The sequence below is a fragment of the Ramlibacter sp. MAHUQ-53 genome, from assembly GCF_052600055.1.
Window position 1 is genome coordinate 42315 of record NZ_JBQWTS010000015.1, and the last position, 12622, is coordinate 54936.

At 68.5% G+C, this 12622-nt stretch carries 12 protein-coding genes; 3 read left to right on the forward strand and 9 right to left on the reverse strand.

The features are described from left to right. Positions 1–25: 25 nt before the first annotated feature. A complete protein-coding gene (locus ACT80S_RS18075; RefSeq protein WP_377418546.1) occupies positions 26–802 on the reverse strand; it encodes an alpha/beta fold hydrolase in 777 nt (258 codons plus the stop codon). Between the two features lie 199 nt (positions 803–1001). Continuing rightward, positions 1002–1913, reverse strand: a complete 912-nt coding sequence (locus ACT80S_RS18080; protein WP_377418549.1) for a LysR family transcriptional regulator — start codon at positions 1911–1913, stop codon at positions 1002–1004. 130 nt (positions 1914–2043) lie between these two features. On the opposite strand from ACT80S_RS18080, the gene ACT80S_RS18085 reads away from it, so the two are divergent. Continuing rightward, positions 2044–3345, forward strand: coding sequence for a sulfatase-like hydrolase/transferase (locus ACT80S_RS18085; RefSeq protein ID WP_377418552.1), 1302 nt, complete (start codon positions 2044–2046; stop codon positions 3343–3345). 60 nt (positions 3346–3405) lie between these two features. Continuing rightward, positions 3406–4398 (forward strand): Bug family tripartite tricarboxylate transporter substrate binding protein, encoded by a 993-nt coding sequence (locus ACT80S_RS18090; protein ID WP_377418555.1) that lies wholly within the window; start codon positions 3406–3408, stop codon positions 4396–4398. A gap of 49 nt (positions 4399–4447) precedes the next feature. Here the strand turns inward: ACT80S_RS18090 and ACT80S_RS18095 are convergent, their stop codons facing one another. The 7 genes from ACT80S_RS18095 to catA all read right to left on the reverse strand — a co-directional run bounded on the left by ACT80S_RS18095 (position 4448) and on the right by catA (position 11567). Next, positions 4448–5272: a BKACE family enzyme gene (locus tag ACT80S_RS18095; protein ID WP_377418558.1), complete on the reverse strand. Its 825-nt coding sequence runs from the start codon at positions 5270–5272 to the stop codon at positions 4448–4450. Between the two features lie 76 nt (positions 5273–5348). Continuing rightward, complete coding sequence (locus ACT80S_RS18100; RefSeq protein ID WP_377418561.1) at positions 5349–6704, reverse strand: MFS transporter; 1356 nt, start codon at positions 6702–6704, stop codon at positions 5349–5351. Between the two features lie 48 nt (positions 6705–6752). Beyond that, entirely contained in the window at positions 6753–7529 is a 777-nt protein-coding gene (locus tag ACT80S_RS18105; RefSeq protein WP_377418564.1) for a 1,6-dihydroxycyclohexa-2,4-diene-1-carboxylate dehydrogenase, read from the reverse strand. A gap of 10 nt (positions 7530–7539) precedes the next feature. Next, complete coding sequence (gene benC / locus ACT80S_RS18110; protein WP_377418568.1) at positions 7540–8547, reverse strand: benzoate 1,2-dioxygenase electron transfer component BenC; 1008 nt, start codon at positions 8545–8547, stop codon at positions 7540–7542. A gap of 58 nt (positions 8548–8605) precedes the next feature. Beyond that, complete coding sequence (gene benB / locus ACT80S_RS18115) at positions 8606–9091, reverse strand: benzoate 1,2-dioxygenase small subunit (protein WP_377418571.1); 486 nt, start codon at positions 9089–9091, stop codon at positions 8606–8608. A 12-nt stretch (positions 9092–9103) separates the two neighbouring features. Further along, a complete protein-coding gene (gene benA, locus ACT80S_RS18120) occupies positions 9104–10519 on the reverse strand; it encodes a benzoate 1,2-dioxygenase large subunit (RefSeq protein WP_377418574.1) in 1416 nt (471 codons plus the stop codon). 133 nt (positions 10520–10652) lie between these two features. After that, the gene (gene catA / locus ACT80S_RS18125; protein ID WP_377418577.1) at positions 10653–11567 is read right to left on the reverse strand and encodes a catechol 1,2-dioxygenase; all 915 of its coding nucleotides are present in this window, start codon (positions 11565–11567) and stop codon (positions 10653–10655) included. Between the two features lie 108 nt (positions 11568–11675). Here catA and ACT80S_RS18130 point away from each other — a divergent pair, with 108 nt between their 5' ends. Further along, positions 11676–12620: a LysR family transcriptional regulator gene (locus tag ACT80S_RS18130; RefSeq protein ID WP_377418580.1), complete on the forward strand. Its 945-nt coding sequence runs from the start codon at positions 11676–11678 to the stop codon at positions 12618–12620. Positions 12621–12622: the final 2 nt, after the last annotated feature.

Below are 12622 nucleotides of genomic sequence, written 5' to 3' on the forward strand. Positions count from 1 at the left end.
GTCCAGCCGGCCCGCCGGCGCCGCGTCAGGCCGCCAGGCTGCGCCAGAACTCATCGAGCAAGTCGGCAAAGACCTGCGGCTTCTCGACGGCGCTCAGGTGGGCCGCGTCGATGCTGCACAGCCGAGCCCCCGGGATGGCCTGGGCGATGCGCTCCGACAGGGCCGGCGGCGTCGCCTCATCACGGCTGCCGGCGATGACCAGGGTCGGGCAGTCGATGGTCGCATTGCCGGCGTCCAGCTCGATGCGGGCCACCGCGTCGCAGGCCGCCGCGTACGGCCCCGGGGCGGTCGCCTCGAGGACAGCGCGCAAGGCGGCCACGCGCGCGGCGCCGCCCTGCGCCTGGTCCGCCCGGAATTCGGGGGTGAACCAGCGCTGCATCGCACCCTCGGCGATCGCGGCCATCCCCTGCGCCTTGACGGTGTCGATCCGTGCCTGCCACAGGGCGCGCGCGGCCTCGTCATAGGCACTGGCCGAGTTCGCGATCACCAGGCTGCGGGCCAACCCGGGGTGGCGCGCGCCCAGGGCCTGGGCCGTCATGCCGCCCATGGACAGCCCGACGAAATGCGCCGGCTCGCCCTGGGCCCGGATCAATGCCGCGGCGTCATCGGCCAGGTCGGCCATGGTGTAGGCCTCGCCGGTGGCGGGCGAGCGTCCGTGGCCCCGGTGGTCATAGCGCAGCACGGTGTAGCGGTCCTGCAGGGCGTCGGCGACACCGTCCCACATCGTCAGGTCGCAGCCCAAGGCATGGCTGAGGATCACCAGCGGGCCCTGGCCCTGTCGCACGGTATTCAAGGGAAGCATCGGTATCGGTCGTGTTGAAGGAAAGCGTGGGCGATCGCCGGGCGCCAGGGCCGCGTGTGGCCGTGCCCCGGTGGCCTGGCTGGCATGTGCCCGGCCCAGGCGCATGGATCCTAAGCAGCCCCGTCTCGCTCGTCCAATGACGTGTTTCGGATGGACCGATCGACTGAATCGATCAGACCGGCGACTCCCCGGTGGGGACTCAGAGGGGCTTCGCGCCCGGCAGCGACCGGCTGACCGTACGGATCGCCGAGTACAGCGCCTGGCCTGCCGGCGTGAGGATCGACTGGCTGGGCTGCACCAGGGAAATCCGCATCGGCGGGGTGGGCTCCGCGATGTCCACGAGGGTGACGAGCCGGCTTTGCTCGAACGCTTCGGCGATGGGGCGTGGCACGAAGCTGGCGGCATCGCTGTGGGCAACGAAGTGCACGGCCGCAGCGACCGACTCGCAGTGCGTGCGGCACACGGGCGGCTCCAGGCCGGCGTCCCGGAAGGCCCGGTCGTGAATGGCCCCGGGGCCGTTCTTCGGGCCACTGAGGATCCACTGCAGGTCGGTCAGGGCCTGAAGCGACTTCCGCCTGGCCAGCGGATGCCCCCGCCGCAGGACCACGGTCAGCGCGACCTCGAACAGCGGCTGGCAGGTGAACTCGGCGCCCAGGCCCTCCGCGGGCACCGGCCCGATCGCGAAGTCGATCGATCCGTCGCGAAACAGGCCCAGGACCGTGGGGTAGACAGCCTCCTGCAGGCGCACGTCGAGCCCCGGGAACTGTCGCCGGACGAGCTCCAGCGCGCTCGGGAGCACCAGCATGAAGGGCGTGGCGGAAGAAGCCACGGACAAGGTGCCGCCACGCGCATCGACCATCTGCGAGATGTGCTGGTCCGCCTTGTCCGCCGCCTTGACGATCAGGCGGGCATGGGCCAGCAAGGCGGTGCCGTAGTCGGTCAGGGCAACGCCCGCGCTGTGGCGGTACAGCAGGGTGGCCCTGACGTCGATCTCCAGTTGCTTGAGTGCCCGCGTGACGGCGGGCTGGGACACGCCCAGGCTGCGGGCCGCCGCGCTGACGCTGCCGGCATCGGCGACCGCGACCAGTGCACGCAGTTGGTACAGCTGCATGGTCAATCCATGTTCATTGGTTATGGGTAAGACGATTTTCAACCTATTCTTGCATGCCCTTTCCGGGGACACTGCCGCCCGGCGCAGGGCTTGTCAGCCCGCCTTGATCACCGAATCGCGAGACCTTGCAGTGACCGGAAAGCCCAACATCATCTTCATCCTGGCCGACGACCTCGGTTATGCCGACCTCGGCTGCTACGGCGGACGCGAGCCCGTCTCGCCCCATCTCGACCGGATGGCCAGCGAAGGCATCCGCTTCACCCAGGGCTATGCCAACTCGCCCGTCTGCTCGCCCACGCGGTTCGCGCTCATGACCGGCCGCTACCAGTACCACTTCCGCGGCGCGCAGGACGAACCCCTGCATGGCCCCAACGCCACGCGCAGCACGCACGGCCTGCCGCCGTCGCACCAGACGCTGCCGTCCCTGCTGCGCGAAGCCGGCTACCGGACCGCCCTGGTCGGCAAATGGCACCTGGGCCACGAGCCGCATTTCGGGCCGCTGAAGAGCGGCTATGACGAGCACTTCGGGCTCATGTCGGGGGGCATCGATTACTTCACCCACACGGCGCCGAACGGCAAGAAGGACCTCTGGCACAACGGCGTGCCGGTGGACGACGACACCTACCTGACCGACCTGCTGTCGGACCGCAGCGTGGAGTTCATCCAGCGCTGCGCCGGCCAGGACCAGCCGTTCTTCCTGTCGCTGCACTACACGGCCCCGCACTGGCCCTGGGAAACCCGGGAGGACCACGCGCTGGCCAAGACCCTGGTGGGCAAGACCTTCCACCTCGATGGCGGCTCGGTGCAGACCTACCACCGCATGATCCACCACATGGACGAAGGCATCGGCAAGATCATGGCCGAGCTCAAGCGCCTCGGGCTGGACGAGAACACGCTGGTGGTCTTCACCAGCGACAACGGCGGTGAGCGTTTCAGCGACAGCTGGCCCCTGGTGGGTGGAAAGATGGACCTGACCGAAGGCGGCATCCGGGTTCCCTACATCGTCCGGTGGCCGGCCGTGATCCCGGCTGGCGGTGTGAGCGAGCAAATGATCATCACCATGGACTGGGTGCCCACCCTGCTGGAAGCCGCCCAGGCCCGGCCGCAGCTGGACCACCCGTTCGACGGCCTGTCCATCCTGCCCCACCTGCGCGATGCCGCACGGGTGCAGGAGCGCCAGTTGTGCTGGCGCATGAATTACCGCCAGCAGCGGGCACTGCGCCGCGGCAACTGGAAGTACCTGCGCGTGGAGGGACACGAGTACCTGTTCGACCTCGCCGCCGACGCGCGGGAGCGCGCCAACCAGATGCACCGCCACCCGGACAAGCTGGCCGAGATGCGTGACAGCTTCGAGCAGTGGGACCGCTCGCTGCCCCCCATCCCGGAGGACGCCTCGGTCACGCTGGTCTACACGAAGAAAGACATGCCTTGAGCGCGCCGTGCGCCAGGCCCCCGGACCCGCAATTTCATGATGACAACAAGGAGACAAGCCATGACCCCTTCTCACTCGAGCCAACGGCGCAGCGTGCTGCGCGGCATGACGGTCCTTGCGCTGGGCGCGAGCCTGGCCGGCGCCAGCCTGGCCCAGGCCTGGCCCGTCAAGCCGCTGCGGCTGCTCGTGCCCTACACCGCCGGCTCGCCACCGGACCTGTCCTCGCGCGTCGTGGCCACCTACCTCGCCACGGCCCTGCAGCAGCCGGTCGTGGTCGAGAACAAGCCGGGCGCCATCGGCCTGGTGGCGCTCCAGGAGCTCCTGCGGCAACCCGCGGACGGCTACACGCTCTACTGCCTCCTCACGCCGGTGACGACGGCGTCGGCGCTGCTGCCGGCCCAGAAGGTCGATCTGGCCAAGGAGCTGCAGCCGGTCTCGCAGATCAGCCGCATCGGTACCGTCCTGGTCGTCAACAACGACCTGCCGGCCACCGACATGAAGTCGTTCGTGGCCTTGCTGCGCGCGAAACCCAACCAGCTGAACTTCGCCTCTACCGGCAACGGGACTCCGGCCCACCTGGCGGGTGAGCTGTTCAAGAACCAGGAGAAGGTCCAGGCCTCGCATGTGCCCTACCAGTCGTTCTCCCAGTCGGTGCCCGACCTCCTGAGCAATCGCGTGCAGTTCATGTTCATGACCAGCAGCGTGGCCGCTCCGCTGGTCAACACCGGCAAGGTGCGGGCGCTGGGCATCGTGGGCCCGAACCGCCTGCCGATCCTGCCCAGCGTTCCCACGCTGTCGGAGCAGGGCATGGGCAAGCTCGACACCAGCAGCTGGGACGCGATCGTGGTGAAGGCCGGGACGCCCAGGCCGATCGTCGAGCGGCTCCACACCGAGATCGCGCGCATCATGGCCAAGCCGGAAGTCAAGGCGAAGTTCGTCGAGATGGGGATGGCCGCCGTCAGTTCCACGCCCGAGGAGCTGGGCGCGCTGATCGAGGCCGAGACGGCCCGCTGGGGCGCCGTGATCAAGGCCGCCAACATCACCGCAAACTGAACCGCCGCGAGGTCATGGCCGCCGGCCTGACCTCGCAAGGGCGCCCGGTTCAGTGCAGGCCGAGCAGCTGGCGGGCCTGCCGGGCGCTGGCGACGGGGCGGCCGTGCGCCTCGCACAGCCGGACCACGGCACGCACCAGCGCCGCGTTGGACGGTGCCAGCGTGTCCTTGTCGAGGCGCACGTTGTCTTCCATGCCCGTGCGGCAGTGGCCACCCAGCTCCAGCGACCAGCGCGCCATCGTCATCTGGTCGCGGCCGATGCCGGCGCCGGTCCAGGTGGCGCCCGGGGCCACGCGCTGCAGGGTGCGCACGTAGAACTCCAGCACCTCGCGGTCGACCGGCATCGCGTTGCGGATGCCCATCACGAACTGCACATGCAGGGGGCCCTGGATGAGGCCCCGCTGCTGCAGGTTCGCGGCCTGGAAGATCATCGACAGGTCGAAGGCCTCGATCTCCGGCTTGATGCCGTGCTCGCGCATCTCGGTGGCCAGCCACTCCACCAGGTCCGGGCTGTTGTCGTAGACCCGGGTCGGGAAGTTCACCGAGCCGGTGGCCAGCGAGCCCATGTCGGGCTTGAGGGCCAGGTGCGCGCCGCGCTCGCGGCCGGCGCCGGAGCGGCCGCCCGTCGAGAACTGGATGATCATGTCCGGGCAGTGCTTGCGGATCCCGTCCATGACCTGCGCGAAGCGCTCGGGCGACGAGGTCGCGGTCCCGTCGTCGTTGCGCACATGCAGGTGCACCAGGGAAGCGCCGGCCTCGAAGGCCTCGTGGGTGGATTCGATCTGCTCCTGGACGGTGATGGGCACGGCCGGGTTGTCGCGCTTCTGGGGCAGCGAGCCCGTGATCGCGACGGTGATGATGCAGGGGGTGGTCATGGAGCGTGTCTGCGTGGGACACCGGCCGGCGCGCCGCGCCCTGCCGGTGGGATCATGGGATGCGCCTGGAACCGGCTCACTGGGAGGCGGTCATGGCGACTGCGGGCGACGCGGCCTGCGCCCGGGCCGAGGCCGAGCGACCATGGTTGATCATGGCCACGGCGACTGCGGCGATCACCGCGGGGATCGCGATGGCGATGAAGTTCTGCTGCAGCGGCAGGGCCATCGCCACCAGCGAGCCGATCACGATCGGGGCCAGGATGGCGCCGCTGCGGCCCATGCCGGAGGCGAAGCCGATGCCGGTGGAGCGGATCGCCATGGGATAGAACTGGCCGGCATAGGCATAGGTCACGATCTGCGTGCCGATCGTCGACGCACCGGCCAGGCCGACCACGACGAACAGCGCCCCGGTGGCCATCGGCACGCCCAGCAGCGTGATCGACACCGCAGCCAGCACGTACATCGAGACCAGCACCCACTTGATGTTGAAGCGGTCGGCCAGCCAGCCGCCGCCGATCGCGCCGACCATGGCGCCGAAGTTCAGCGTCAGCACGAAGGTCAGCGCCGAGCCCAGGCTGTAGCCGGCACCAGCCATCAGCTTGGTCAGCCAGGAGCTGAGCGCGTAGACCATGAACAGGCACATGAAGAACGCGGTCCAGAACATCACCGTGCTGAAGCCGCGGCCGTCCTGGAACAGCTGGCTCACCGGCGCGTCCGTGGCCTTGTCGACGGCGGGCAGCGCAAAACGGTCCTCGGCGGTCGGCTTGAAGGCCGGGTCGAGCCGGGCGATGATGGCCTTGAGCTCGTCATGCCGCCCCTTCTTCAGCAGGAAGGGCATCGATTCCGGCAGCGATTTGAGAATGAACGGGATGAGCACCACCGGCGCGGCGGCGGCCAGGAAGACCGACTGCCAGCCGTGGCTCTCGATCAGGCCCTTGCCCAGCACCGCAGCCAGCATGCCGCCCACCGCATAGCCGCTGAACATCAGCGTGACCATGGTCGAGCGCACCTTGCGCGGCGAGTACTCGGTCATCTGCGCCACCACGTTGGGCATGACGCCACCGATGCCCAGGCCGGCCAGGAAGCGGGTGACGCTGAACATCACCGGGTCGTCCGTCAGGCCCGCCGCCGCCGTGAAGAGGCTGAACAGCACGATGCAGGCGACGATGGCCCATCGGCGGCCGATGCGGTCGGCGATCGTGCCCATGAAGATGGCCCCGAACATCATCCCGAACAGCGCCGAACTCACCATGAAGCCGGCCTGGGTGGCCTGGACCCCCATCTGCTTCATGATCGACGGCAGCGCGATGCCGGCCACGGCCAGGTCATAGCCGTCGAAGATGATGATCAGCGCGCACCAGAACAGCACCATGCCGTGGAAGCGGTTGAATCGCGCCTCGTCGGCGACCTTGTGAACGTCGATGTGTCTCATGCTTGTCTCCTGAATGATTTCTTGTGTGGGGAGGAAAGACCGGGCCCTTCAGCCCAGGTCGCCGCCGCCCACCGGCAGCGTGACGCCGGTGATGTAGCTGGCCTCGTCGGAGGCGAGGAAGAGGATCGCGCCGACCTGCTCGTCGATGGTCCCGTAGCGCTTCATCAGGCTGGACTCCACCGTCTGGTCGACGATCTGCTGGTACCAGGCCTTCTCCTGCTCGGTGGGCTGCTCGGTGTTGCGCGGGATGCGCCGCGGCGGCGCCTCGGTGCCGCCGGGGGCGGTGGCGTTGACGCGGATGCCGCGCCCGGCGTTCTCGAAGGCCAGGCAGGCGGTGAGCGCATTGACGCCGCCCTTGGCCGCTCCATAGGGAACGCGGTTGACGCCACGGGTGGCGATCGACGAGACGTTGACGATGGCGCCGCTGCCCTGCGCCAGCATGGCCGGCAGCGCGGCATGGCAGCACCACAGCGTGGGGAACAGCGAGCGGCGCACCTCGGCTTCGATCTCGTGCTCGCGGTAGTGCTCGAAGGGCTTGGCCCAGATCGTGCCGCCGACGTTGTTCACGAGGATGTCCAGGCGGCCGAATCGCCCGGTCGTCTCGGCCATCACGCGCTCGGCGTCGGCGTTGCGCTCCAGGTCGGCCGTCAGCGTCAGCAGCCGGTCGGCGGCGCCCGGCAGGCTGCGCAGCTCGTGGACCAGCTCGGAGCGGTCGACGGCCGCCACGCGACCGCCCTCTTCGAGCATGCGCTCGACCACGCGCCGGCCGATGCCCTGCGCGGCGCCGGTGATGACGGCGACCTTGTCGTTGAAACGGGGATGCATGGCAGGGTCCTCAGGCGCTGGCCGCGAACTTCTCGTAGTGGAAGCTGGCCGGTTGGACGCCGCATTCGCGGATGAACTGGCTGACCGCCTCCACCATCGGCGGCGGGCCGCACAGGTAGACATCGACCTCGCCGTCGTTCAGCTGCGCCGGCGTGATGTGGTGGGTGACGTAGCCCTTGTTCGGGTACGTGCTCTCGGGGCTGGCGACGCAGGCGGTGTAGCTGAAGTTCGGGATGCGCTGCGCGTACTCGGCCAGCCGGTCCATCTCCACCAGGTCGGTGTCGTGCGTGACGCCGTAGACCAGGTGCAGCGGGTGGGCGCTGCCTTCGGCGGCGATCTTGTCCAGCATGGCGGTGAAGGGCGCCAGGCCGGTGCCGCCGGCCAGGAGCAGCAGCGGGCGCTGGATGGCGCGCAGGTAGAACGTGCCCAGCGGGCCGGTCAGCGTCATGCGGTCGCCCGGTTTCGCGGCGCCGGTGAGGTAGGCGCTCATGAGGCCGCCCGGCACGTTGCGGATCAGGAACGACACGGTGCCGTCCTTCACCAGCGAGCTGAACGAGTAGGCCCGCGTCTGGTCGGTGCCCGGCACCTGCAGGTTCACGTACTGGCCCGGCAGGAAGGCCAGCTTGTCGAGCGACGGATCCTGCAGCGTCAGGGACACCGTGCTCGGCGACAGCTGGCGCACCTCGCGTATGGCGGCGGACACCGCCGCCTGCGGCGTGCGGCACACCGACGAGGAGGCCGGCACCTGCACCACGCAGTCGCCCTGGGCCCGCATCTGGCAGGTCAGCACGTAGCCACGGGCCGCCTCCTCCTCGCTGAGCGCGTCCTCGATGTACTCGCCCATCTCGAAACGGCCGGACTCCGCCAGGCACTTGCAGGTGCCGCAGGCGCCGTCGCGGCAGTCCAGCGGGATGTTCACGCCCTGGCGGTAGGCGGCGTCGGCCACCGTCTCGGTCGGGTTGGCCTCGATGAAGCGGGTGACACCGTCCTCGAAGCAAAGGGCAATCTGGTGGGGCATGGCTTGTCTCCTCGTCATGGCCGGCGCCTGCGCCTGCAGGCCGCCGGCGTCGGCAGCGTCAGATGTGATAGACGTCCAGCACGTGGTGGATGTAGTCGTTCTTCAGCACCACGTACTTGCGCCGAATGAGCGGCTGGCCGCTGCTCAGGTCCAGCGTGTAGTGGCTGGTGCCGAAGTAGCTGTCCACCGTCTGGTAGCGGTAGCTCAGGGTGTGCCAGTTGAAGCGCACCTCGACCTGCTCGCCCTTCGCCGACACGATCTCGACGTTGTGGATGTTGTGGCCCGTGCGCGGCTCGGGCATGCTGGCCGCCGAGCGTTCGGTCTTGATGCGGAACACCCGGTCTTCCAGCCCGCCCTTGTTCGGGTAATAGATCAGCGAGATCTCGCGCTGCGGGTCGGTGGTCAGCTGGCCGTCGTCGTCCCACGAGGGCATCCAGAACTCGGCAGCCGGGTGGTAGCAGGCCAGCCACTCGTCCCACTGGCGGTCATCCAGCAGCCGGGCCTCGCGGTACAGGAAGGCCTGCACCTGTTCGATCGTCATCATGGTGTGTCTCCTTCAGGCGTGGTCACAGGCATGGCTGTGCTCGCACACGGGGTGCTGCGCGCCGGTGGCCTGGCGGGCTTCTTCTTTGGCGACGGCGCGCTGCATCGTCTCCAGCCAGTAGCGGTGCTGCACGGTGTAGAGGCCCTCGTCCTCGGTCTTCACGCCCGACAGCGTCGGGTTCAGGCCGATTTCCTTGGCGGCGGCGTCGGGGCCGGCCACCCACTGGGTCGAGCCGCGGCACATGTCATTCCACTCCAGCGCGATGCCGGCGTAGCCCTGCTGGCAGGCCCGGAACTCCTCGAGGTCGTCGGGGGTGGCCATGCCGGTGGCGTTGAAGAAGTCCTCGTACTGGCGGATGCGCCGGGCGCGCGCCTCGGCCGCCTCGCCCTTGGGCGCGATGCAGTAGATGGTGACCTCGGTCTTGTCGACGCTGATCGGGCGCAGCACGCGGAGCTGCGAGCTGAACTGGTCCATCAGGTAGACGTTCGGGTACAGGCACAGGTTGCGCGAGTGCCCGATCATCCAGTCGGCGCGGGCCTGGCCGAACTGCGCCACGAGCTGGTCGCGGATCGGGTAGGCGGGCCGGTCTTCCGGGTTGGCCCACTTCGTCCACAGCAGCATGTGGCCGTGCTCGAACGAATAGAAGCCGCCGCCCTGCTTGGCCCAGCTGCCGGCATCCATCGCCTTGATGGTGTCGCCCGCGGCCGCCTGCTTGCGCTGGTTGGTGGTGGCTGCGTAGTTCCAGTGCACCGAGCTCACGTGGTAGCCGTCGGCGCCGTTCTCGGCCTGCAGCTTCCAGTTGCCGTCGAAGGTGTAGGTCGACGAGCCGCGCAGCACCTCCAGGCCCTCCGGCGACTGGTCCACGATCATGTCGATGATCTTGGTGGACTCGCCGAGGAACTCGGTCAGCGGCGCCACATCGGGATTCAGGCTGCCGAACAGGAAGCCGCGGTAGCTCTCGAAGCGGGCGACCTTCTTCAGGTCGTGGCTGCCGTCCTGGTTGAAGGTGTCGGGGTAGCCGGCGCCGTTGGCGTCCTTCACCTTGAGCAGCTTGCCGGAGTTGTTGAAGGTCCAGCCATGGAAGGTGCAGGTGAAGCTGGCCTTGTTGCCCTTCTTGTGGCGGCACAGCGTGGCGCCCCGGTGCGAGCAGGCGTTGATGATCGCGTTCAGCTCACCGCCCTTGTTGCGGGTGATGACGATGGGCTGGCGGCCGATGTAGGTGGTGAGGTAGTCGTTCGGGTTGGGGATCTGGCTCTCGTGGGCCAGGTAGATCCAGTTGCCCTCGAAGATGTGCTTCATCTCCAGGTCGAACAGGGCCTCGTCGGTGAAGGCGCTGCGATGCAGGCGGTAGACGTGCCGGTCGGTGTCCTCCACCAACATGCCGGCCAGGCGCTGCTTGACGCCTTCAAGGGATGCGGAAGTGTTCATGCTTGTCTCCATGCCCTGTCATGCGGGCTGATTCAGTCAAGGCTTCGCCCGACCCGGGCACGGGCGTGCGCCGGGAGGAGAAGGTGCTTGCGGGGGGATGGGCGCCGCCGCCGGCGGCGCCCGGGTCGCCGTATCAGGCGGCCGCGCGGGGACGGGCGATGTCCGCGGTCGGCGCGCTGGGCTGCTCGGCATGCAGCGTGAAGTCGAACTTGATTTCGTAGAACGGCTTGTCGACGTTCAGCGCGTTCATCGCTGCGCGGTCGTTGTTCGTGTAGACCTTGGGCACCAGGCCTTCACGCGTGCCGAAGGCGAAGTCGTCCCAGAGATGCGGGTCGTTCTCGATGTTGATCTGCGTGGTCAGCTTGCGGTGGCCGGGCGCCGACACGAAGAAGTGGATGTGCGCCGGGCGATGGCCGTGGCGGCCGAGCTTCTGCAGCAGGCGGTCGGTGGCGCCGCCCGGAGGGCAGCTGTAGCCCACCGGCATCACGCTGCGGAACTTGTAGCGGCCCTGCGCGTCGGCGATGAGGGTGCGACGCAGGTTGAAGGCGCTCTGGGTCGGGTCGAAATAGGAGTAGTTGCCCTTGTCATTGGCATGCCACACCTCGACCTGGGCGTTGGGGATGGGCTGGCCGTCGATGCCGCGCACCACGCCCTGCATCACCACCACTTCGCCAGCGGTCTGGCCGTCGTCCAGGCGCGCCTCGCCTTGCGCCACGGGAGCGCCCGCCACGTACAGCGGGCCTTCGATGGTGCGGGGCGTGCCGCCCTTCAGGCCGGCACGGGCTTCTGCCTCGTCCATGCGCAGGTCCAGGAAGTGCTCCAGGCCGATGCCGGGGGCGATCAGCCCCAGTTCGCCGTTGCGGCCGGCTTCCGCGAAGAAATTCAGGCCCGACCAGAACTCCTCGGGGGTGATGTCCAGCTCTTCGATGGCGACCATCAGGTCACGCACCAGGCGATGGACGATCTGCTTGATGCGGGCATCGCCCTCGCCGACGACGCCGGTCTTCTCGAAACGGTCCAGCAGCTGGTCGATGGTCTTCGTATCCATGGGTTGTCTCCTCAGGGGGGGGTGGGAAGGAATGGACCGAATCCTAGGAATTTGCTGGTGCCAAGTCCAAGATGCTTTTAGACTGTATACATACTCTTAAGGTATGGAATGGAACTGCGACACCTGCGCTACTTCGTTGCCGTCGCCGACGAGCAGAGCTTCACGCGAGCCGCCGGGCGGCTGCACATCTCGCAGCCCCCGCTGAGCCGGCAGATCCAGGATCTGGAAGAGGAACTGGGGACGCCGCTGTTCGAGCGCGGCTCACGCCCGCTGAAACTGACGGAGCCGGGGCGCTTCTTCTACAGCCATGCCACGCGCCTGCTGGAGCAGGCGGCCCAGGCCGCGCGGGCCACGCGCCGCGTGGCGCGAATGGAGCGCAGGCTGGTGATCGGCTTCGTCGCGTCGACGATGTACGGCGCGCTGCCGCGGCTGGTGCGGCTGTTCCGGGCCGAACTGCCGCAGGTGGAAATCGCGCTGGAGGAGATGTCGACGCTGGACCAGACGGAGGCCCTGAAGGCCGGGCGCATCGACGTGGGATTCGGACGCGTCCGGCTGGACGATCCGAGCATCCAGCGGGAGGTGCTGCGCGAGGAACGCCTGGTGGTGGCGATACCCTTGGAGCATAGTCTCGCGATTTCAGAAAAGCCGGTCATTCTCGCCGCGCTCGAGAATTACGACATCCTGGTTTACCCGAAGCGACCGCGTCCGAGCTACGCGGACCAGGTGCTGTCGCTGTTCCGCGACCAGGGCCTTCAACCCGCCAACGTGCATGAGGTCCAGGAAATCCAGACCGCGCTGGGCCTGGTGGCGGCGGGCATGGGCATCTGCGTGGTGCCCACCGGCGTGAGCCGGCTGCGGCCTGACGAGGTGGTCTACCGCCCCCTGAGCGACCCGCAGGCCGTGTCGCCGATCATCATGAGCACGCGCATGCACGACCGCAACGAGGACATCGTGGTGCTGCGCGGGTTGATCGACCGCATCTACGCCGAAATGGCGGCGGCTCGCCAGCGCGCCGAGCCGGGCGCCCCCAGCCCGACCGCCGAACCGGGGTAGGG

Bases quoted from the DNA above. Each gene is read 5' to 3' on its own strand.
- ACT80S_RS18075 (WP_377418546.1), bottom strand. From the start codon at position 802: ATGCTTCCCTTGAATACCGTGCGACAGGGCCAGGGCCCGCTGGTGATC.
- ACT80S_RS18080 (WP_377418549.1), bottom strand. From the start codon at position 1,913: ATGCAGCTGTACCAACTGCGTGCACTGGTCGCGGTCGCCGATGCCGGC.
- ACT80S_RS18090 (WP_377418555.1), top strand. From the start codon at position 3,406: ATGACCCCTTCTCACTCGAGCCAACGGCGCAGCGTGCTGCGCGGCATG.
- ACT80S_RS18095 (WP_377418558.1), bottom strand. From the start codon at position 5,272: ATGACCACCCCCTGCATCATCACCGTCGCGATCACGGGCTCGCTGCCC.
- ACT80S_RS18100 (WP_377418561.1), bottom strand. From the start codon at position 6,704: ATGAGACACATCGACGTTCACAAGGTCGCCGACGAGGCGCGATTCAAC.
- ACT80S_RS18105 (WP_377418564.1), bottom strand. From the start codon at position 7,529: ATGCATCCCCGTTTCAACGACAAGGTCGCCGTCATCACCGGCGCCGCG.
- benC (WP_377418568.1), bottom strand. From the start codon at position 8,547: ATGCCCCACCAGATTGCCCTTTGCTTCGAGGACGGTGTCACCCGCTTC.
- benB (WP_377418571.1), bottom strand. From the start codon at position 9,091: ATGATGACGATCGAACAGGTGCAGGCCTTCCTGTACCGCGAGGCCCGG.
- benA (WP_377418574.1), bottom strand. From the start codon at position 10,519: ATGAACACTTCCGCATCCCTTGAAGGCGTCAAGCAGCGCCTGGCCGGC.
- catA (WP_377418577.1), bottom strand. From the start codon at position 11,567: ATGGATACGAAGACCATCGACCAGCTGCTGGACCGTTTCGAGAAGACC.
- ACT80S_RS18130 (WP_377418580.1), top strand. From the start codon at position 11,676: ATGGAACTGCGACACCTGCGCTACTTCGTTGCCGTCGCCGACGAGCAG.